Raw genomic sequence first — 21,500 nt, 5'->3', positions numbered from 1 at the left:
TGATGCAATTTATCGATTTAAAAAGACAATATTCAATAATAGAAAACGAAATTTTAGCCAGTATTAAAAACGTTTTGGATCATGGTCAGTATATTATGGGGCCTGAAATAGCGCAGCTTGAAAGGCAATTAGCTGATTTTATAGGAGTTAAACATGCCATTGTTAATTCAAGTGGAACAGATGCTTTATTAATGGCATTAATGGCTTTGGAAATTCAGCCAGGAGATGAAATAATAACTACTCCTTTCAGTTTTTTTGCTACTGCTGAGGTGATTAGTCTTTGTCAAGCCAAACCTGTTTTTGTAGATATTGATCCACTGACCTATAATATGGATCCTAATAAGTTAGAGGCTGCAATTACCAGTAAAACCAAGGCGATAATGCCGGTTGGATTGTATGGTCAATGTGCTGATCATGATGAAATTAATGCCATTGCGGCTCATTTTGGTATCCCGGTTATTGAGGATGCAGCACAAAGTTTTGGTGCCACTTATAAAGGTAAATATTCCTGTGCTTTATCAACGATTGGATGTACTAGTTTCTTCCCATCTAAACCTTTGGGGGGATATGGAGATTCTGGAGCCTGTTTTACTAATGATGATATTTTAGCCCAAAAGCTTCTTGAAATAAGAATTCATGGCCAAAATGCGCGTTATTGCCATAACCGTATAGGAATTAATGGACGAATGGATACTATTCAGGCTGCTGTTTTAATTGAAAAATTGAAACTTTTCCCTGATGAAATTATTATGCGCCAAAGAGTCGCCAAAGCGTATGATCAGATTCTTTCTCCTTTGGTAAAAACACCTTTTGTTCATAGTTATAATACAAGTGTTTATGCACAATATACTATTGAAGTGAATAATCGAGATGCTTTTCAAAAGGCAATGCAAGAATCAGGAATTCCAACGGCAGTACACTATCCAGTCCCCCTGCACCAACAAGCTGCTATGGCTTATCTTGGTTATAAAATCGGTGATTTTCCTCATGCAGAATATGCAAGCAGCCGTGTTATAAGTTTACCCATGCATCCTTATTTGCAAGAAGCAGAACAAATTAAAATAGTTACAGCAGTTAAAAGTGCTCTAAAAATTCATGAAGAAGAGGCTATGGTATAAATGATGCCCAAATTAATTGTTGCACTGGATTTTGATAATGAGCATGATGCTTTAAATTTGGTTGAAAAGCTTGACCCTAAAAGTTGCGCTTTAAAAGTAGGAAGTGAACTTTTTACATTGCTTGGCACAGATTTTGTGAGTCAATTAGTTAAAAGACAATTTAAGGTTTTTTTAGACTTAAAATTTCATGATATTCCTAATACTGTTGCAAAAGCGTGCAAGGCAGGTGCTGAACTCGGTGTGTGGATGATGAATGTCCATGCTTCTGGGGGGATGAGTATGATGCAATCAGCAAGGAACGCCATTGATTCATATGGTGCTAGTAGACCAATCTTAATTGCAGTAACTGTTTTAACCAGTTTTAATCAAATCGAATTAACTTCAGTTGGTATCAACACTCCTGTTATTGACCATGTAAAAAAGTTAGCTATTTTGACTAAGGAATCAGGTTTGGATGGAGTGGTCTGTTCTGCTCAAGAAGTGCAAGCAATTAAGAATACTTGTGGTCAGCAATTTATCACAGTTACTCCAGGTATCAGAATGCCAAATAACGCCAAGGATGATCAATCTCGAGTAATGACACCGAAACAGGCTATCGAAGAAGGTAGTGATTACTTGGTGGTAGGTCGTCCAATCACACAAGCAGTTAATCCTGAGCAAGTTGTCGCTGAAATTTTAAAAAATATTCAAGATAATTAATCCTATTAATGCCCTGGCTACATTCTAAAATGTGGCTAGGCTAATCATGAAAGCCCAAATACAATCAAATCATCATAATACAATAAGAACGTGAATTTGGAATAATTTAATCTATTTAATTTATGATAAATTTGTGTTAATTATATTTGTGATGGTTAAAAATAATAAATAAAATGGAATCTAATCTTAATCGTATTATTTGAACAAAAGGTGATGGAAACCAGCAAGACTCGAGTTAAGTATAGCAAGATCCATTCAGCAATAAATTAACGGAAGTAGGGAATGCTTCGATTATTTTGCTGAATGAGTTAATGGATTATCATAACTTAAGGATAAGTGATGACACCACAACACGTAATAAGTCAGCTGCTTGAATCTGACGCACACCCATATGCTCAAAATCTTGATTTATTAAAAAAAATTATTATGACGGCCTATTTGGGGCGATTACAAATTAATGGTTTCCCTCCTGATAATAAGATTGCTTTTGGTAGTTATCTATTTGATAACGAACAAATAATGTTCGATTTTACTCGGGTGAGTGATGAAAAAAGAGCATTGTTTAAGCAATGGCTTTTGGATCCCCATCAAAAGGATAAAAATAAAGCATTTTTAAGCGGCGTAACTGTAAACGAGTATCGTGGTTTTACAGCTGAGGTTGCTTTAACCTGGTGGGGAAGAATAGTAAGCTGGTTTCAGGGACAATATCTAGAGCATTGGAAAATAAGTGATTTAGATTTATCACTGAAAAATATATCTCATTATCAATTGACTGGTATTCAAATGTGCCATGGTCACCATGGGATATTAATTGGTTTTAATCAATTTTTAGTTCCAGGAACCGGGACAAAATACAAAGATCCTAATGACTCACAGCAAGAACCTTTAGGAAATACAAAACGAGTCTTTATTACCGATAAATTGGTCGATCAGCTTATCTCGCTTAATATAAAAAATATTAACTTTGAATCAATATGCAAAAGTGCTCATCCTCAATCAATAGAGGTGTCCGATCCACAAGAACGCCTGGATAAAATGCATGATTATCGAAAGATGCAGCGATTTATGTCCTTAAAACCTTGGTATGTTCGAATTTGGAGTTGGTTTTTTCCCTGGATAAACGAAGAAAACGTTAAAAGTAAATCTATTAAAGAAAAACATGTGGTGCCTTTATATCAAACAAAAAAAATAGAGATATTTCGGTTTTTAAAATCACATGAGATTCTAGTACGGGAAAGAAAACCTAATATTGAAAATATAGTTCTTTGTGGTGGTGGTGCAAAAATTTTTGCTCATATTGGTGTCTGGAAAGCATTAAATGAAGCCAAAATATGCCCTGAAAAATTCGCAGGTAGTTCTGCAGGAGCCATTATGGCTTTAATGTGCTATTTAGGGTATACAGCGGCCGAAATTGAAGCACTATTTAAACATTTTAAACATGAGCATTTAGTTCATTTTGATATAAATATCAATGGAATTTCTGAAGCACACTCATTAAAAACGGCTCTTGATTATGCTATTGCCTATAAATTAGATCAAATTGTCTCCAAATATCAAATACCATATCCCCACGGAACAATTACGTTTGCTACCTTAGAGGAAATTCGGCAAAAATGCCCAGGTTGTGGAATTGGAAAGGAATTGGTAGTTACAGCAACGAATAAGAGACAAGGGAAAACTCGATATTTCTCCTATTTTCGCTCACCAAATTTTGAAGTGAGCGAAGCAGTTAAAACATCCGCCAGTTTTCCTGTAGTTTATAGATCAACCCTTATTGATGGTGAAGAACATAATGATGGAGGTATACTAAATAATTTTCCTACAGAGGCGTTTTTTGATGATCACTCTACATTACTGGAATCAGAATACGGCAATAACTTAAAAGTATTAGCCGTTAAGTTTGATGATGGTCCAGAAAGAAAGGCTATCGACCGGGTGATGGATAGAGTTTATAGAGAAAATGTTGTATTAAACTGGATATATAGATTATTAACTGGTGTTAGTGATCCAGCCAGCGGTTGGGAAAAAGATCGCTTGAAATTGAGAAAATATGCATGTCAATCCATTATTATTAACGTCGATAATGTATCTACATCATCTTTTACCGTGGGAGAGGAAACCAGAAAACAAATGATTGATTCTGGATATCAAGAGACTATCAATTATTTAGATATGCGTTATCAAAAAAACGACTCTCAAGAATATGAAAATGAAGAGTTTATGTATACAACATTTAGTTCCCTGGGTGAGTTACTTTCTTATTGTTGTTATCGAGGAGATAGGCCCTGGTTTGAAATAGTGTATCGACTGATTGAAGAGTCTAGTGCTCCTAATCAAGGCGAATTAATGCAACAAGCGCAGGAGTTGCAAAGACTTTATTTCAGTACCAAAACTACCTCCCCCAAAAGCCCTTCACCTAAAACGCCTAAACAAGATGACAATCAGTTGACCTTTTTTGGCCATGAAATGCCTCATGCCTCATCTTCCTCTATTAGAAAAGACCATCACAAGATCCTGCTTGCTATATACCCTGTGTTTTTAAAATTATCGCAAGATTTATTAAAGGATAGTACGGACAAAAAGATTTTTGATTATGCGCGTCATGCTTTTTCGTTAAAAGCACCTTTTGATTGTTTGAGACATTTTGCAAAAATACGTAATGAAACACACATAGTTTTTCATATTGCAATTAATTTATTAAGAGAGCTTAAAAGAAATCCTAGTGAGAAAGTATATGGTGCGATGAGTCAATTGCTTGATTTGCTTAACAGCAATAATAATTTATGTAGAGAAGAGTATTTTTCACGTTGGGATTTATCTTTCTCTCAATGTTCACGCATATTAGGATTATTGAGTAAGAACTCTGAGATTAATCCTCGGATGCTTCGTTCATTAAGCAGAAAATATGAGCCCATGCAAACAGTGATTTCTGGCGTTTATTATGAAGATGATTACGGCGATTTGGAGTCTGATGATTCATTTTCTTTTAGTATGTAATATATTCATCGAACTATGGTATTTTATTAGGTAACTCGCAAATCAAGAAATGGAAACGGGATAATTTTTTATTTATGAAAATAAAGGGTTTTACGCTGCTTGAGTTACTTATAACTATGTCTGTGTTTATAGGTTTATCAATAATAGGGATTGGTTCATATACTTATTTTGTGAAAAAAAATGAGGAGAAGACAATAATTGATGAACTTCGAACAGCAGTACAATATGCCAAGATGCAGGCTATTATTCTTGGCAATCCTGTATATCTTTCTCCTCAAGATACGACATCGAATTGGTCAAAGGGCATTGTTTTAAACTTTTTAAATAAAAAAACGAATCAAATGGAATTGATTTATCAATGGCAATGGAGTCATCCTCGTTGGGACTTGCATTGGGATGGAGCAAGTTCAACAAAGAAGATCACCTTTTCAACGTATCCTGGACAAGCGATTAGCAATGGACGTTTTATTCTAATGAATTTAGATACCCATGAACAGATTGTTATTATTTTGAATCGACTGGGAAGAATAAGAGTTAGCAATAACTTGTCGCTGATGCGTTAATTTTGTAAGATCATTCTGAAATATATTTTGTAATAAGTAGCTAAAATACATGTCTATTAATACCCATTCGATTTTCACAATTAATGAACAAAGTTCGGAACAACTTACAAAATGGCTTAATTATAACGCTTCATTAACTGATAAACTGCAGCAAATTAAAGGCGAGGCATACATTCAGCTTATTTCTCAAGGTTGGACAAATACAGACTGGTGGGGTAGAAGCCTTCTAAAAATTCAAGATAACCTCGTTTTTCAGCGTGAAATCATGATGAAAAGTCATGATGTTGTCTATTGGTATGCACGCAGTATTATTCCTAAGAGATGTTATGATCTTGATCCTGCTTTTTTTGGACGATTAGAAAATGAATCAATAAAGAATTTAATTTTTAATGAAGATCGAGTGCATCGTGTTCAGTGTACAAGCTATCCGGTGGATCAACAATGCTTGGAGTATTATTGGGTTAAAAGAAATCTGCACTCAATTAATGGCGTGCTTTGGGTTCGGCTCACTGAATTTTCATTTCAACAGAAAGAATCATTTTATTTGGCGGAAATTATGTTACCTGAGCTTGAGAATATTAATTCATGAAATGGAATGCATACTGGCGATTAATGCGTTTTGATAAGCCCGTGGGTATTCTATTGCTCTGGTACCCGACGGCATGGGCTTTATGGTTGGCAAATAAAGGGATGCCATCACCTCGACTGTTACTCTTTTTTTTATGCGGTACTATACTGATGCGTTCCGCGGGCTGTGTGATCAATGATATTGCTGATCGAAATATCGATAAACATGTTGCACGCACTAGATTAAGACCTCTAACTGCTGGCGAAGTGAGTTTGCCAGAGTGCTTCCTTTTATTATTGACATTACTGTTAATTGCATTATTTATATTAATTCAGCTTCCTCGAGAGTGTTTTTATCTTGGATTAATCGCATTGGTTATTTCTCTTTTATATCCCTTTTGTAAGCGCTTTCTCGATGCACCCCAATTTGTTCTTGGTTTGGCATTTTCTATGGGAATACCTATGGCTTATGTTGCATCCGATCAATTTTTAAATAGTGAATGTTTCTTATTGTTTTTAATAAATTTTTCCTGGATTATCACTTATGACACAATGTATGCAATGGCTGATAAAGCGGATGATTTACGGATTGGGGTAAAATCGACCGCAATTTATTTTGCTAGTTATGATCGAGTGATTATTGGTTTGTTACAGGGTTTATTTCATGGCTTGTGGCTATTTTTGGCATTTATGAATCAAATAAATTTATCGTTTTATATTTTTTGGTTTATAGCTGGTGCTGTTTTGATTTACCAACAAAAACTGATTAATAAAAGAATACCTCAAGATTGCTTTAAAGCCTTTATTGTGAGTGCGTATTATGGTGCATTAATGTGGTTCGCTGTCATTGGTACTGGTCTATGATGATCGTTCTGGAGATGTAAGACAATGTTCTTAAATTGATATCAAAGTATAATTAGCCTGGGTTATGTAAAGCTTCACCCAGGCGCACATATAGCTTGGATTTAGAAGGCCTCACTACCGTTATCTGCAACAACTCGAGTATGTTTTCCATAAATTACAAGTATTTTTTGCTTTGTTTTCAGTTTGAGATCTTCCGCTTGCACTACAGAAATAATTCCTCCTGAATTTAACTTAATGACATATTCAACACCACGTGATTGGTTATAGCCATTGTCTTCAAAACTATTGTTTGTACTTTTGGTTACATTGCTCATGTTTCGATGTAAATTCACAGGACGTTTGGAAATAATTGTACCTGGAATTACTTTTTTAATCTTACCCACCTCATTTGAATCATATTCACCAGGGGGCAATGCTTTATTACAGCTTGATAAAATAAGACCAAAAAATAGGACTAAAATAGGTTTAAATAAGTTTTTTCGATTCATAGATACTTAAACTCCAGTAAGGAACATGATTAAGATAATAGCCCCATATCGAATGCAACTGTGAGCTAATCTTGAAGCAAATAGGGAATTATCTATGTCACGTACAAATTAATTTTGCGGCGGTATGAAGTATAACCGAGAATTAATTTATTTTTAACAGTTCCTCTAATAAACTGCTTGCTCCAATGCGAAACCAATTTTTATTAATTTGTTTGCCAATCATCAACTCTGCGAGTATTGCATAATTATATGCTTGCTGTGGCTTTCTAATGCCGCCTGAAACCTTAATCCCACAGGACGTACCTGTATCTCGAATAGCACTTAAAATAGCAAATGCTGCAGATAATGATGCACCTGTAGATATTTTACCTGTTGATGTTTTAATAAAATCGCAGCCTGATTCAATTAACTCATTGCTCGCATTGTAAATAGTTTTGATATCAGGAAAAGAGCCAGTTTCTAAAATAATCTTTAAAATAAGCTCATTCTTTTTACATAATTGTGCAATAGCATGGCATTGATTTAACGCTTTTTGCTTTTGTCCCTGCAGAAACATTTGGTAAGGGAATACATAGTCAATTTCGCTAGCCCCTAGCTCAATTGCTTTTTCTATAGATTCAAGTGAAATAGTTAGTTCTTCACTTCCATGGGGGAAGTTAATAACCGTAGCCAAATCAATACTATTTTGTGAAAAAAATTGATCCAGATGCTGTATATAAACGCATAGCGCAGCAACCTGACTCTGATTTGCATTGTGTTTTAATTGTAGCAATGATTCAGAAGTCGCATGCTCATCCAATAAAGTAAGATCAATGGTTTGCATAAGTTGCTTGGCGGGAATGATCCTTTTGGAATAGTCACCAAGCAACGCTGCCATGACCTCATCAAAATGAGTCTCTAAAGTCACTTTATACTCGCAATGTATTGTTTTAGAATTAAATTAAGTTTTTCTGCAGCACTTTCTGCCATCGCGACTACCGAATCATGGCTGTGTGCTGTTTTTGAAAGTCCCGTTGCGTAGTTAGTAATCATAGCAATGACTGCAACGCGCATCCCACAGTGATTTGCAACTAATACTTCCGGTACTGTAGACATGCCTACGGCATCTGCCCCCCAAACTTTAAATGCTCTGATTTCGGCAGCTGTTTCGTAATGTGGGCCTAATACGGAAATGTAAACTCCTTCAGTAAGCTTAATTGAATTTTTTGCAGAAATAGATAATAGGTCAAAACGCATTTGTTTGTCGTAAGCATTATCTAAAGGATAAAATCTTGGCCCAAATTCATCATCGTTGGATCCAATCAAAGGATTGCTGGGTTGTAAATTTATATGATCCGAGATAAGCATTAATTCTCCGGGCCCAACATCTTCTCTTAATGAGCCTGAGGCATTAGTAGCAATAAAATAATCGCATCCTAACAATTTTAAAGTACGAATATAGGTTTTAACTGTTTCATAGTTCTCTAAACCTTCGTATGTATGTGCTCGACCCTGTAAACATACAACACCCACATTATTCCAATATCCTAAAATGAAATTACCACCATGCCCTTGCACGGTTATTTTAGGGAATCCTGGTAGCTCTTCGTAACTGATTTTTATTGAATCTTGTAACTCATCAGCAAACTTCCCTAATCCTGATCCCAAAACCACACCAATAGTCGGTTTAAATGAAGGATATAATTTTTTAATATAGTTTGCTGCTAAATGGGCATAGCTCTGCTTTGGTGCAGTATCTGTCATACAAATTTTCCTATTAATTAAGGGTTAACATCAAAATTAAATGCCAATGGCAGGAGTTCATTAATCTTTAAGCTACGTAATATTGAATCTTTATTACATAGATGAATCATAGTATCAGCTGTTGAGAATTCATGGATCCTTTGTCTGCATGCTCCACAAGGTGGACACAATAAATTTGTCCCAGCAAGTATAACCATACTTTTAATGTGTTGTTCGCCTGCAGAAACCATTGCGGAAATAGCAGACGTTTCAGCACATACAGCTAAGCCATAAGAGCCGTTTTCTACATTGACACCTGTATATAAATTGTCTTTATCTGTGCAGATACAGCAAGCCACACTAAATTTGGAATAGGGCGAGTATGAATGAGAGAGCGCCTTATGTGCATTTGAAATCATTTTCGCAATTGTTTGATCCATAATAAATCTCAATTAAAACTGGCGGTGTTTAAGTATAAAAGAGTATTGTCTTTAAGACTATCTTCTTCTTTATGTTCTAGGCCAATAGTAACAGATGATTCAGTGGATTCAGAGGATTGTTGCCTCGGATTTGAAAATAAACAGTTGAAGCAACTTGGTTCTTGTTCGGGTGACTTTGAGTGTTCTACAGAAACTGAAGGCCTTAATATGTCACTCATTTCATAATAACTTTCAGGCGGTTGGTCGGGTTCATGTTGTCCGAAATTGCAATTTAACCAGAATTCAAATGCAAAAGCACCAAGCCCCACGCAAACGAGCAGTGAAAAAATAGTAATCGGTATTGCCATCGGCGGAAAGAAAAAGATCAAAGTTGCTGCAGTTGCAGCAACAAGGCTTATGGCAGTAGATGTTATAGCGTAAGATACATAAGCCTTTTGACGTGTCGAAGAAAAACTTTCATCACCAGGAGGGGGATTTTTAAATTTATGATACTCCCCAATTGACCATATTATATTACCAAGAAGGAACAACCATGCTGCAGGAGGAAATAAAGCCGGTACAAAAACGGCGGCAACACTGATTATTGTTGCTGTAAATCCTATAATTGAGGAAAAAAGAAATTGCTCTTTAATTTGTGCAAATCCATACCATTTGCGATAGTGTTCTGGATGATCTGGATGAAGATGGCATGCTATAAACCAAGAGAGATAAGCTAATGAATAGACGCCCAATGAAATAAATCGAAAAATAGCTGATACGAGTGGAAAAGGAATATACTGGAGCTTTGAAAGCAAAAAGCCAGCAAAGAAAAAGATGCCACTTGCTTTATCTAATTTCTGGGCTACGGTCATATAAAAGTAATCCTGAAGATTTTTAACCCTGCAAATTGTAACTTAATTAAACAGAAAAAAATAGTTTATTTAATATATTTAAGAGCATAAGAATGAATAAATAGCAGCATCAATATATATTTACTTTTATAAATACAATTTTATGTATTTATATCTGGGCTTGATTCAGTTTGGGGCGTTTTTATATCTGGTCTTGAATGAAGAATAATGCGTATAAGCAATCCTCCTCCAGGATTATTTAGAGCCATAATTTCACCATGGTGTAATTGAATTGCGCGATAGGCGATGGCTAACCCTAAACCGTATCCACCAGTTTTTTTTGTTCTTGACGTATCAACACGATAAAATGGACTAAATATTCTGTTTAACTGATCTTCTGGTACACCTGGTCCCTTATCACTAATATCAATGTAGACATGTTCTTTAGTTTCATCATGTTTTAATGAAACAACCACTTGTTCTGTAGCAGGCGAATAATGCAGCGCATTGCGAACTACATTTTCTATTGCTCTATGAATTAATCGTTCATCAATGAACAAATAACACGGTTCAATTACACCCGCATTGACTCGCGGCGTTTCTTCTCTAGCCTCATAATTAGCATCTCTAATTATATTGGATAAAAGAGCGGCAAGATCAATTTTATTTAAATTGAGATCAGTTGTTGATTTTTCCAAACGAGCAAAATCCAGTACCTCAGTAATTAAAGCATTTAACCTGGAACATTCAAGTTCCATACGATTAAATTCTGTGTCTGCTAAATGTTGCGTTTTATTGCGACCTAATTCAATGGCAATTTGTAGTCGAGCAAGAGGAGAGCGTAATTCATGTGAAATATCTTGTAACAATCGTTCCTTTGAATTGACTATTGTTTCCAGTTGTTCTGCCATACGATCAAACTCATTGCTCAATTGAGCTATTTCATCATTATAATGTCCTCTTAAATGCCCAACCCTTGTATTTAACTTTCCAGTAGCAATTGATTTAGCTGCCATTCCCAAAGATCGTAATGGTTGGGTTAAGTAGCGCGATAATAAATAACAAATAAGACCACTAATAAATGTTGCCAAAATGAGGCGAATCGCAAGACCAGCCCAAGGGACGCCAACAAAATGATAGATTGGTTTTTCACTTACAGCAGCAAGTCGATAAAATTTTCCTGAAGTGGATAAAATTTCATGACTCACGATGAGTTTTCCTGATTTTAAAATACCTTCACTTAGCTGATCTTGAAGTAAGTTTTCTGCAACTTTTTTTACATTTTCTGGTGCAGCTTGCGTTCCAATAATTTCACCAGTGCTCGATAATAAATAAATTGACATATGGCGTGAAATACCAATTTTATTAAGCCATTTTAATAATGCAGTTTGTCGACCTGATTCGTACGTTGCTACGGCCGCATTTGCATAACTATCCATAAATAGCTGTTCTTGGGCAGGCAATGATGATTTTTGTACAATATGACTAATTACCCAAGCTGTAGTGAAAATAATAAGTATTGTGGCGAGCCAAAATGAAATGAAAATTTTCCAATACAAACTACGCATTAAACATGTATCCAAATCCACGAACAGTTTTAACTATGGGTTCGCCTTGAGGATTGTCTCCTAACTTATTTCTTAGGTTACTAATATGAACATCGATACTTCGATCATATGCAGTGTATTTTCTGCCTAGAGCATATTCAGTAAGTTCTTCCTTAGAAAATACTTGTCCTGGAGATTTTATAAGCATTTCTAAAATATTGAATTCAGCATTAGTCAGCTCAAGATAATTTCCACCCATAGTTACATGGCGTTTGGAACAGTCAACCACTATATTATGTTGTTCAATGATAGGCCTTGATGTGGGAATTTTTTGGGTACGTCTTAAAATAGCGCGTAAGCGAGCTACTAATTCGCGAGGATTGCATGGTTTAGGCAGATAATCATCAGCACCAATTTCAAGGCCCACAATACGGTCGATATCATCACCGCGAGCTGTAAGCATGAGAACAGGGGTTTCCAAATGTTCGCGAATCGCTTTTAATACTTCAAAACCATTCAGTTTGGGTAACATGACATCGAGGATAATTGCATCAAAAGTCTGATTTAAGGCTTTTTTTACGCCGTTTTCACCGTCATGAACACAAATCGCATGGAATCCCTCGGGTTCCAAATATTGGGCTAATAAATCTGTCAGTTCTATATCGTCATCAATTATGAGAATATTACCATTCATTCTTCATTATGCCTTACGTTTATCAATACATTCCATCAACTTGATTCTTCTAGCATCTGCATTAATAATTTTAAATTCAAAAGAATCGATCGTAATCGTTTCCCCTCGTGAAGGTAAATGACCAAAACTATTCATTACAATACCACCTATTGTATCATAAGTTTCATCACTAAAATCTGCTTTAAGTTGTTCATTAAATTCATCAATAGGCATATGGGCTTTGACAATATAGTGTCCGTCTTCATGTGCCTTAAGGTAGGCATCTTCATCGATATCGAACTCATCTTCAATATCACCAATTATCTGTTCGATAATGTCTTCAATGGTTACAAAGCCTGAAACTTCGCCATATTCATCTACAACTATAGCCATGTGATTTTTGTTGCTGCGAAATTCGCTGAGTAAGCTATCCAAGCGTCTGCTTTCAGGAACAAACGTTGCCTGACGACAAATATCTAGTAAATCAAAGGAGTCGAGATTAGCAGATTGATAGCGTAATAAGTCCTTTGCATGTAATACCCCAACGATTTCGTCTGAGTCTGCGCCAATCACTGGAAATCTTGAGTGTCCAGTTTGAGTGACTGTATTTATGATATCGCAGAATTGATCATCTTGCTTAATGCAAATCATTTGGTTTTTGGGCAACATGATGTCTCGTACACGCATTTTAGAGAATGAAATAGCTCCTTCTATCATTGCCAACGTTTCAGCGCTAATAAGAGAGCGAATCTGTGCGTCCCTTAATAAACTAACAAGTTCCTCTTGATTCTGTGGTTCTCCCTGTAAAAACTGCTTAAAACGAGCAAACCATGTGGTGCTATCTTCCTCTCTATTCAAGTTCATTACCCTCTGCATCGTAAGGATTAGGAAATCCAAGCTCAGCTAATAATTTAATCTCAATAGCCTGCATTATGGCTGCCTCATCATCCTTAATATGATCATAGCCTAATAAATGCAATATTCCATGGATCAAAATCAATGCCCAATGTGATTCTAAAGTTTTTTTAAGTTGCTTGCTTTCTTCTAATAAAACCTGTGGGCAAATGATAACATCGCCTAATAATGGGCATTCCAACTGTATTTCTGGAGGTAATTCACTCGGAAATGCCAAAACATTCGTGGTTTTATTTTGCTTTCTGTATGTATGATTTAAATGAATCATTTCTTCTGGAGTAACCAGGCGAACGGTGAGCTCCGCTTCTTGTTGATAATCTCTTAAAGCCAGAGATGCCAAGCGGATTATTTCGTCTTCGCGGACGGGTAGTGATTCATTAGTTGCGTTTTGAATATCGATATAATAACTCATTTATTTTTTTCCTGTTGATGCATGATCATAGCAGTCAACAATTTTAGATACTAGCGGATGTCTTACTACTTCACGACTTGTAAATGTATGAATACTAATTTCAGGTATTTTTTTGAATAATCCTACTGCATGCGCAAGCCCGGAATCAATACCTTTTGGTAAATCAACTTGAGTCATATCTCCAGTTACTACCGCTTTTGAGCCAAAACCAATACGAGTCAAGAACATTTTCATCTGCATAATGGTTGTATTTTGTGCTTCATCAAGAATGATAAATGATTCGTTTAACGTTCGACCACGCATAAATGCTAAAGGTAAAACCTCGATAATATCCGATTGAATAAGTTTTTGTGTTTCCTTAAAACCTATCATTTCATATAGTGCGTCATAGATAGGTCTTAAATAGGGTAGTACTTTTTCTACTAAATCTCCTGGAAGAAATCCTAATTTTTCACCTGCTTCAACTGCCGGTCTTACAAAAATCAATCTTTGTACTTCACCTTTTTCAAAACATTGTATGGCTTTAGAAACAGCTAAATAAGTTTTGCCAGTTCCTGCAGGACCAACAGCAAAAGTTACATCAAAGCGGTCTATTGCATCGAGAAAGTCAGCTTGTTTGTTATTTCGAGCAACAATTGATTTTCTACATAATTTAACATGATGAACATTGTGAATCATTATTTTTTGGTTTTCCTTAATAAAGTAATATATTATCAGTATAGTATTTATTATACTTTTTGGTCTTATATAGTATAGGCTTACAAGAATAGTGCAGAACGCTCATCTTCTGCAAGATTTATGCTACAATCATTCTTTTTGATATAACACTAATTCATGATCGATCTTCATTGTCATAGCAGTTTTTCTGATGGAACCTTAAGTCCAAAAGAATTAATACAAAGAGCACAAAGCCAACAGATTCAGTGTTTGTCGCTTACAGATCATGATACAGTCGCAGGTTACCCCGAATTATTGCAAGCGGCTTCTACAACATCAATTAAAATAATCAATGGTATAGAGTTTAGTGTCCGATGGAAAAAGCACGAATTACACATTCTAGGTTATCAAATTAATCATTCTGCGGGTTTCCTTGAACTGATTCAACGACAAAATTTCAGTAGAATAGAGCGTGCGCAACAAATTGGCACGGCATTAGGTTTGTTTGGTATATCGGACGCATATTTAAAGGCATGCGAATTAGCAGGACATGAGCGAGTGGGGAGACCTCATTTTGCACAACTTCTTGTTAATGAAGGTAAAGTGCAAGACCTCGCTACTGCATTTAAGCGATTTTTGGGGAGAGGTAAAGGAGCCTATGTTCCGACTCCTTGGATTAGCATTCACGAAGCGGTTGAGGGAATTATCACAGCTGGTGGCCAAGCAGTTATCGCTCATCCACTTAAATACGGATTGACGCGCTCTAAATTGCATGAGTTAATTAACGAATTTAAAGAAGCTGGTGGCGTAGGAATAGAAGTGGTTTCTGGTGAGATGACCGTAACTGAAATTAATGAAATGGCAGCGATATGCCTACGGTTCCATTTATTAGCTTCTTCTGGTTCTGACTATCATAGTGATATTTCTTCGCGAGTTAAGCTTGGCGGTCAGAGGCAGCTACCAGTAAACTGTACACCTATTTGGCATGAATGGAACATTTAACAGGGGACTTTATGAGTCAGTTTTTTGCATTACATCCTGATAATCCACAGGCTCGTTTATTGAGAAAGGCGGTTAATATTATTGAGGACGGCGGACTAATTGTTTATCCTACGGACTCAGGTTACGCATTAGGTTGTAGTTTAGGTAATAAGGGCGCACTCGAACGCATTAGAAAATTACGCCAATTGGATAAAAATCACAACATGACTCTTGTATGTCGTGATTTATCTCAACTTGGTACTTATGCCCGTGTATCAAATCCAATATTCAGATTATTGAAAGCTTTTACGCCAGGTTCCTATACTTTTATTCTTAATGCAACACAAGAGGTTCCTCGCTTAATGCTGCATCCCAAAAGAAAAACTCTGGGATTACGCGTTCCTGATAATATGATTACACTTGCTCTATTGGAGTGTCTTGAAGCACCTTTAATGAGTACTACGTTGATTCTTCCAGGTGCTAAGGCCCCATTGAGTGAACCTGAAGCAATTCATGATCTGTTAGGGCATCAAATTGATTTAGTTATTGATGGCGGTAACTGCGGGCAAGAGCCCACAACCGTAGTTGATTTAACTGGTGATTATCCAGTGATAATAAGAGAGGGTAAGGGTGATCCCGAACCTTTTAAGTAATTAATTAACATTATAAAGAGGATATTGATGTCAGCATTATTTAGTTCCAATAAACGAGTTGTTTCTGGAATGCGAGTCAGTGGAAGATTACATCTTGGGCACTACCATGGTGTAATAAAAAATTGGATTAAATTACAACATCAATATGATTGCTTCTTTTTTGCAGCTGATTGGCATGGTTTAACCACGCAATATGATCAACCAGGTTTTATAGAAAACCATTTATGGGATATGATTGTGGATTGGCTGGCTTGTGGAGTAAATCCAGGATTATCACGAATATTTATCCAATCTTGGGTTCCTGAGCATGCTGAATTGCACTTACTTTTATCTATGATTACTCCTTTGGGATGGTTGGAACGAGTACCGAGCTTTAAAGATCAGCAAGAAAAATTAAAGGAAAAAGACTTATCAACATATGGCTTTTTAGGTTATCCCTTATTACAAAGTGCGGATGTTCTTATTTATCATGCTGATTATGTACCTGTGGGCGAAGATCAAGTATCGCATATTGAACTTACCAGAGAAATTGCGCGCCGTTTTAATCATATATATGGCAAAGAACCAAATTTTGAAGAATTAGCAGCCGAAGCAATTAAAAAAATGGGGAAAAAGAACAGCAAGTATTATACTGAGTTGCGTCGGCAATTTCAGGAGCATGGAAATCATGAAGCAATTAAAACAGCTCAAGCTTTGTTAGAAGATCAACCTAATCTGTCTATTGGTGATAAAGAGCGCCTCTTAGGTTATTTAGAGGGTAGTGGTAAAATTATTCTGCCAGAGCCTCATCCATTACTTACCGAAACGGCCAAAATGCCTGGTACTGATGGACAAAAAATGTCTAAATCCTATCACAATACAATTATGTTAAGGGAACCGCCTGAGCAAGTTGAGAAAAAGATACTGACTATGCCAACTGATCCGGCACGAGTCAAACGAACCGATCCGGGTGAGCCAGAAAAATGCCCAGTTTGGCAATTTCATAAAATTTACTCAAATAATGAAGTAAAAGATTGGGTGCAAAAAGGCTGTCGCTCAGCAGGAATTGGGTGTATTGAATGCAAACGACCGGTTGTTGACGCGGTTAATAAAGAGTTAAAACCTATTCAGGAAGCAATTACAGAATATGAGTCTGATTTGAGTTCAGTAAAACGAATTGTTTCTGAAGGAAGTGAGGCTGCACGAGAAGTAGCTTGCAAAAATTTGAGTACTGTACGCGAAGTTATGGGGCTTGATTATTGATGTTTGGACGTTATATAGGTACTTTTGATAAACAATCCTGGACGAATATAATAGCGTCCAGGTTCCACGTTACCTCATCTATTTTTACATGCACCGATTTATGTCGATCTTTGAGAGTGTTTCTGTGAAGAGCCTCATAAGAATGAGATATTAGCATGGATACTGAATTAGCAAGCAAACCAGAAGTAAAAGCAATTATTGATGGTAAGGAGCTTACGGAACTCCCGGATGATTTATTTATTCCTCCTGATGCCCTCGAGGTTCTGTTAGATTCTTTTAGTGGGCCTCTGGATTTGCTTTTATATCTTATCCGCAAACAGAATATAGATATATTGGATATTCCAATTGTAAGTATTACAAAGCAATATTTGCATTATATCCAACTGATGGAATGTAGACGCTTGGAATTAGCTGCTGATTATTTACTGATGGCTGCAATGCTTGCAGAAATTAAGTCACGACTGTTACTACCGGCCCCTCCTGCTAGTGATGATGAGGAGGAAGAAGATCCTCGTATGAGCCTGGTACGAAAACTCCAAGCCTATGAACAAATAAAACTTGCTGCAGAATTGCTTGATGCACTTCCTCGACAAGAGAGAGAGCATTTTCTAGTTCAAATAGCTCCTTCTGAGCTTGAACGAGTAATAGTTCATCCTGATGTGCATTTGGAAGATTTAATTGAGGCAATGAAATCACTATTACAAAGAGAAGAGCAGACAAGCCATCACCAAATTTCACGAGAAGTGTTATCGGTACGTGAGCGGATGAGCCACGTCTTGTCACTACTCCAGGAGCACAATGTTTTGGAATTTAGTCAATTATTCTCGATTGAAGAGGGACGAATTGGATTGGTTGTTTCTTTGTTAGCTATCTTAGAGTTAGCGAGACAATCACTCGTTGTGATTACACAAAACGAAGCATTTTCTCCAATACATTTACAGGCAGCATAAGATGGATGAAAAGGAATTAAAAAACATAGTTGAAGCATTACTTTTAAGCTCTAATGAACCAATCTCTACAGATAAACTGTTAGAAGTTTTTGATGAATGGCAAAGACCTACTAAGGAACATTTAACAGTTATTATTAATGACTTAAAAGAAGACTACACATCACGATCTTTTGAGCTTGTTCAAGTTGCTAGTGGTTTTATCATCCAAACCAGAAAAGAATATAGCAACTGGGTTGCTCGCATGCAAATTGAAAAGCCTAGTAAATATTCTCGTGCTTTGCTTGAAACTTTAGCCATTATTGCTTATAAGCAACCTGTTACCCGAGCTGATATTGAGGAGCTACGTGGTGTTGCAGTGAGTAGTCAAATAATAAAAACATTATTGGAAAGAGAATGGATTCGCGTTTCTGGCTATAAAAATGTTGCGGGTAAGCCCGCTGTATATACGACTACAAGAGAGTTTTTAAATTATTTTAATTTAAAATATTTAAAGGAACTTCCAACCTTACCCGAGGTTACGGAGGCCTTAACTTTACATAATCCTAATGAAGAGTATATTACCGAATGAGCAGCGAAAGGTTACAAAAAATATTAAGTCAAGCTGGCCTTGGATCTCGACGAGAAATGGAGCGTTGGATAGAAAATGGCTGGGTTCAGGTTAATGGCAAACCAGTGAAATTGGGTGACTCAGCAAGTGCCGAAGATAAGATCACTGTAAAAGGAAAGTTAATTCCTAATCCACTTAAAGTAAGACAAAACACACGCATTCTGCTTTATAATAAACCTGTAGGTGAGATATCTAGCCGTCATGATCCTAAATTTGAGAAGACAGTTTTTGATCATTTACCTCATTTGCGACAGGGGCGTTGGGTTCAGGTAGGTCGTTTGGATTTAAATACTTCTGGTTTACTCATTTTTACCAATAATGGTGATTTAGCAAATCAATTAATGCATCCTAAATATGGACTCGAAAGAGAGTACGCAGTTAGAGTTCATGGTCAGGTTAGTCCTGAGGCGTTAAATAATCTTCAAAAGGGTGTTGAGCTAGAAGATGGAATAGCTAAATTTACCCGCTTGGAATTTCGAGGTGGGGAAGGTTCGAACTCCTGGTATCATGTGACATTAAATGAAGGACGCAATAGGGAAGTGCGGCGATTATGGGAATCGCAAGGTGTGGAAGTAAGCCGATTGATACGCATTCGCTATGGTGTATTAACTATGCCAAGATATTTGTCACGGGGACAATGTTATGAATTAACACCTAAAGAGGTTACTGATTTTTTAGCTTCTTTGCCCAAAGAGTGATGGTGCTTTTTGTAGCCCTAGATTAGCGCAGCGTAATTGCGTGTGCTCCCCGGATTACGCTGCGCTAACCCGGGCTACGAGTTTCGATGCTACATTAGATTTTAAGCAGTATAATTTTTTTCCTTATCAAAAGGTTTTAATGATTCTGCAATTTGCTTATATAACTCAGGAAGCCATCTCGGTTGTGCAAATGTAGTGGTAGACGGCTTGCCCTTACGTAAATCGTTAGGCGCGATAATTACCTGAATATTATTTAAACCAACGCGTCGTGCCAAGATAAAAAGCTGATCTATGGCTAGATCACCTACAGCTAAACAACCCACAGATAAGTTTTTCCCGTGAATAAAAATATTATTGCCTAAATTTCTTCTTCCATCTTGATAACCTTTTTGTTTATCAAAATTATTGGGATAATTAATCATCATAGACAAATGCATGCTACTGAATGGATTAAAATTGACTAATTTATAGACCCCCTCAGGAATTTGTTTATCATTTTCACGTAACTTGGGGCCTAGACGACCACTGAATCCGGTTAAAGGGTAGTCATGAATATGTTTCCATGATTGGTTAGAGTTTTTAGCCCAGAGTTCCACTTTTCTTTCTGATTTAAAAGCAAGTAAAGCAATATTACTTGGCGGGTAACTTACCTTTGCTTTGGAGAAATAAGATTTAAGTTGCGGTTCAACACGCAAGCCATATCGTTTTATTGCTCGGTCTACTGCTTGATCCCAATTAAGCTTAGGAGCCATAGCATAGCAATTAAGGCTAAATATCATTATGACAAATGCAAATAACCGTTTCATAGAAATACTAAAGTGATGGATTGTTGGCATGTTATCAAATATTAATACAAAGAACAATTTAACCTCCCAGACTTCTCGCTTAAATAGGATTATGTAGCGCCTATTCTATTCTATTTTATTGACTTTCTACTTTGAACGTATCAATACGTTTAACTTTTATTTTTTTGCTTTAGTAGCATTTGTTTTTTTATTGGCAATGATAATTGTGTTGCAATGAAATCTGGGCTCGTTGCTAAATGTCCAATGGAGGGTAATAAGCCATAATGATTCGGACAAAGGTATGCGACTGAGTTGTCATGATCAATTTTATAGAATACATACTTACTATCGCAATACCCAGGTTTGTCAAAGAGGGCCACTTGCATTATGGGCGTTCCTTCCATCTTATTTTCTATAAAAAAAGCATTAATCCACAGGTTACTAATAACAACAAATGCTCCTACAACTAAAAGTGCATTAATCAAGGTATATGTGTATTTAAAAGTAGTGGTATTTATACTTAAATGCGATATGACTACTATTAAGGCAAGTAGCAATATAATTAAATTAAACGAATATATTCCCGAGTTAAGATAGTTAAAATAGGTTCCGAAAATTTGATTTCCAGAGAACTGAAAATGAATGAGGAGCGCAATAAGACTAAGCCAAAGAGATGAAATGATGTAATAAATAGCTTTTCTTTTAATTCCAATAATAAAGAGTATTAGAGCAATTAATGGAAAAAGACTTTGTATTAATTTTCCCAGCGTATACATTTGAGCCATACTCTTAAAATTAAGTGATATTTACTTTAAAACTATATAGTTATAACAGTATTTTTAGAATATGTATAGATAATGAGAGGCTTAAGGTTTGGTTTTATAAGCTATAGCCACATTGTGCATGCTATCGTTTTTAATCAATATATCGTGATAAAACAACAAGACGCTGAAACATATCCGGACAAAGTGTTCTAATAAGTAACTTTAATGAGTTTAGCCGTAACTCCACACGTCATCCCGAACCCGATCGCAGCGAGGGTGAGGGATCTCCTGCGGTGTATCTCGGATACAGTCATGTAAAAAAACATTT

The 21,500-nt window shown here is 36.3% G+C and carries 24 protein-coding genes; 12 read left to right on the top strand and 12 right to left on the bottom strand.

Going from position 1 to position 21,500, the window contains the following annotated elements:
* The first annotated feature begins 2 nt into the window (after positions 1–2).
* The 6 genes from BW930_RS02790 (at position 3) to ubiA (ending at position 6,808) form a co-directional block, all read left to right on the top strand.
* Positions 3–1,118, top strand: coding sequence for a DegT/DnrJ/EryC1/StrS family aminotransferase (locus tag BW930_RS02790; protein WP_058469195.1), 1,116 nt, complete (start codon positions 3–5; stop codon positions 1,116–1,118).
* Positions 1,119–1,817, top strand: a complete 699-nt coding sequence (pyrF, locus tag BW930_RS02785) for an orotidine-5'-phosphate decarboxylase (RefSeq protein WP_058469024.1) — start codon at positions 1,119–1,121, stop codon at positions 1,815–1,817.
* Positions 1,818–2,156: 339 nt separating this feature from the next.
* Positions 2,157–4,814, top strand: a complete 2,658-nt coding sequence (gene vpdC, locus BW930_RS02780) for a Dot/Icm T4SS effector VpdC (RefSeq protein ID WP_058469023.1) — start codon at positions 2,157–2,159, stop codon at positions 4,812–4,814.
* 74 nt (positions 4,815–4,888) lie between these two features.
* Positions 4,889–5,377, top strand: a complete 489-nt coding sequence (locus BW930_RS02775) for a GspH/FimT family pseudopilin (protein WP_058469022.1) — start codon at positions 4,889–4,891, stop codon at positions 5,375–5,377.
* Between the two features lie 49 nt (positions 5,378–5,426).
* Entirely contained in the window at positions 5,427–5,966 is a 540-nt protein-coding gene (locus BW930_RS02770; RefSeq protein ID WP_058469021.1) for a chorismate--pyruvate lyase family protein, read from the top strand.
* Positions 5,963–6,808, top strand: a complete 846-nt coding sequence (ubiA, locus tag BW930_RS02765) for a 4-hydroxybenzoate octaprenyltransferase (protein WP_076547468.1) — start codon at positions 5,963–5,965, stop codon at positions 6,806–6,808. The genes BW930_RS02770 and ubiA overlap by 4 nt, the downstream gene beginning before the upstream one ends.
* 101 nt (positions 6,809–6,909) lie before the next feature.
* Here the strand turns inward: ubiA and BW930_RS02760 are convergent, their stop codons facing one another.
* The 10 genes from BW930_RS02760 to BW930_RS02715 all read right to left on the bottom strand — a co-directional run bounded on the left by BW930_RS02760 (position 6,910) and on the right by BW930_RS02715 (position 14,513).
* Positions 6,910–7,296, bottom strand: coding sequence for a hypothetical protein (locus tag BW930_RS02760; RefSeq protein ID WP_058469020.1), 387 nt, complete (start codon positions 7,294–7,296; stop codon positions 6,910–6,912).
* Between the two features lie 142 nt (positions 7,297–7,438).
* On the bottom strand, positions 7,439–8,203 hold the full coding sequence (deoC, locus tag BW930_RS02755; RefSeq protein ID WP_058469019.1) for a deoxyribose-phosphate aldolase: 765 nt from the start codon (positions 8,201–8,203) through the stop codon (positions 7,439–7,441).
* Positions 8,200–9,039, bottom strand: coding sequence for a purine-nucleoside phosphorylase (locus BW930_RS02750; RefSeq protein WP_058469018.1), 840 nt, complete (start codon positions 9,037–9,039; stop codon positions 8,200–8,202). The genes deoC and BW930_RS02750 overlap by 4 nt, the downstream gene beginning before the upstream one ends.
* A 17-nt stretch (positions 9,040–9,056) precedes the next feature.
* Positions 9,057–9,458 carry a cytidine deaminase gene (gene cdd, locus BW930_RS02745; RefSeq protein WP_058469017.1) on the bottom strand — a complete coding sequence of 134 codons (402 nt, stop codon included), beginning with the start codon at positions 9,456–9,458 and terminating at the stop codon, positions 9,057–9,059.
* Between the two features lie 8 nt (positions 9,459–9,466).
* A complete protein-coding gene (locus BW930_RS02740) occupies positions 9,467–10,309 on the bottom strand; it encodes a hypothetical protein (protein WP_058469016.1) in 843 nt (280 codons plus the stop codon).
* A gap of 140 nt (positions 10,310–10,449) precedes the next feature.
* Positions 10,450–11,856 carry a two-component system sensor histidine kinase CpxA gene (gene cpxA, locus BW930_RS02735; RefSeq protein ID WP_058469015.1) on the bottom strand — a complete coding sequence of 469 codons (1,407 nt, stop codon included), beginning with the start codon at positions 11,854–11,856 and terminating at the stop codon, positions 10,450–10,452.
* Positions 11,849–12,529 (bottom strand): two-component system response regulator CpxR, encoded by a 681-nt coding sequence (cpxR, locus tag BW930_RS02730; RefSeq protein ID WP_064276560.1) that lies wholly within the window; start codon positions 12,527–12,529, stop codon positions 11,849–11,851. The genes cpxA and cpxR overlap by 8 nt, the downstream gene beginning before the upstream one ends.
* Before the next feature lie 6 nt (positions 12,530–12,535).
* On the bottom strand, positions 12,536–13,372 hold the full coding sequence (locus BW930_RS02725) for a CorC family transporter (RefSeq protein WP_172461586.1): 837 nt from the start codon (positions 13,370–13,372) through the stop codon (positions 12,536–12,538).
* Complete coding sequence (ybeY, locus tag BW930_RS02720) at positions 13,359–13,835, bottom strand: rRNA maturation RNase YbeY (RefSeq protein WP_058469013.1); 477 nt, start codon at positions 13,833–13,835, stop codon at positions 13,359–13,361. Before ybeY ends, BW930_RS02725 begins: the two co-directional genes overlap by 14 nt.
* On the bottom strand, positions 13,836–14,513 hold the full coding sequence (locus BW930_RS02715) for a PhoH family protein (RefSeq protein ID WP_076547466.1): 678 nt from the start codon (positions 14,511–14,513) through the stop codon (positions 13,836–13,838).
* Between the two features lie 156 nt (positions 14,514–14,669).
* Here BW930_RS02715 and BW930_RS02710 point away from each other — a divergent pair, with 156 nt between their 5' ends.
* The 6 genes from BW930_RS02710 (at position 14,670) to rluB (ending at position 19,623) form a co-directional block, all read left to right on the top strand.
* Complete coding sequence (locus BW930_RS02710) at positions 14,670–15,494, top strand: PHP domain-containing protein (RefSeq protein ID WP_058469012.1); 825 nt, start codon at positions 14,670–14,672, stop codon at positions 15,492–15,494.
* An 11-nt stretch (positions 15,495–15,505) separates the two neighbouring features.
* Complete coding sequence (locus BW930_RS02705) at positions 15,506–16,126, top strand: L-threonylcarbamoyladenylate synthase (protein ID WP_058469192.1); 621 nt, start codon at positions 15,506–15,508, stop codon at positions 16,124–16,126.
* 27 nt (positions 16,127–16,153) lie between these two features.
* Positions 16,154–17,368, top strand: a complete 1,215-nt coding sequence (locus tag BW930_RS02700; RefSeq protein ID WP_058469011.1) for a tryptophan--tRNA ligase — start codon at positions 16,154–16,156, stop codon at positions 17,366–17,368.
* Between the two features lie 155 nt (positions 17,369–17,523).
* On the top strand, positions 17,524–18,318 hold the full coding sequence (locus BW930_RS02695; RefSeq protein ID WP_058469010.1) for a segregation and condensation protein A: 795 nt from the start codon (positions 17,524–17,526) through the stop codon (positions 18,316–18,318).
* Position 18,319: 1 nt separating this feature from the next.
* Positions 18,320–18,886 (top strand): SMC-Scp complex subunit ScpB, encoded by a 567-nt coding sequence (gene scpB, locus BW930_RS02690; RefSeq protein WP_058469009.1) that lies wholly within the window; start codon positions 18,320–18,322, stop codon positions 18,884–18,886.
* Positions 18,883–19,623: a 23S rRNA pseudouridine(2605) synthase RluB gene (rluB, locus tag BW930_RS02685; RefSeq protein ID WP_058469008.1), complete on the top strand. Its 741-nt coding sequence runs from the start codon at positions 18,883–18,885 to the stop codon at positions 19,621–19,623. Before scpB ends, rluB begins: the two co-directional genes overlap by 4 nt.
* A gap of 101 nt (positions 19,624–19,724) precedes the next feature.
* On the opposite strand, the gene BW930_RS02680 is transcribed toward rluB, so the two are convergent.
* Positions 19,725–20,429 (bottom strand): L,D-transpeptidase family protein, encoded by a 705-nt coding sequence (locus tag BW930_RS02680; protein WP_172461619.1) that lies wholly within the window; start codon positions 20,427–20,429, stop codon positions 19,725–19,727.
* 149 nt (positions 20,430–20,578) lie between these two features.
* Complete coding sequence (locus BW930_RS02675) at positions 20,579–21,184, bottom strand: hypothetical protein (protein WP_058469190.1); 606 nt, start codon at positions 21,182–21,184, stop codon at positions 20,579–20,581.
* Between the last annotated feature and the right edge of the window lie 316 nt (positions 21,185–21,500).

It is taken from the genome of Fluoribacter gormanii (genome assembly GCF_900156395.1).
Lineage (GTDB): Bacteria > Pseudomonadota > Gammaproteobacteria > Legionellales > Legionellaceae > Legionella > Legionella gormanii.
Note: the sequence above shows the minus strand (reverse complement) of the source record. Positions and strands in the feature narration are given on the sequence as shown.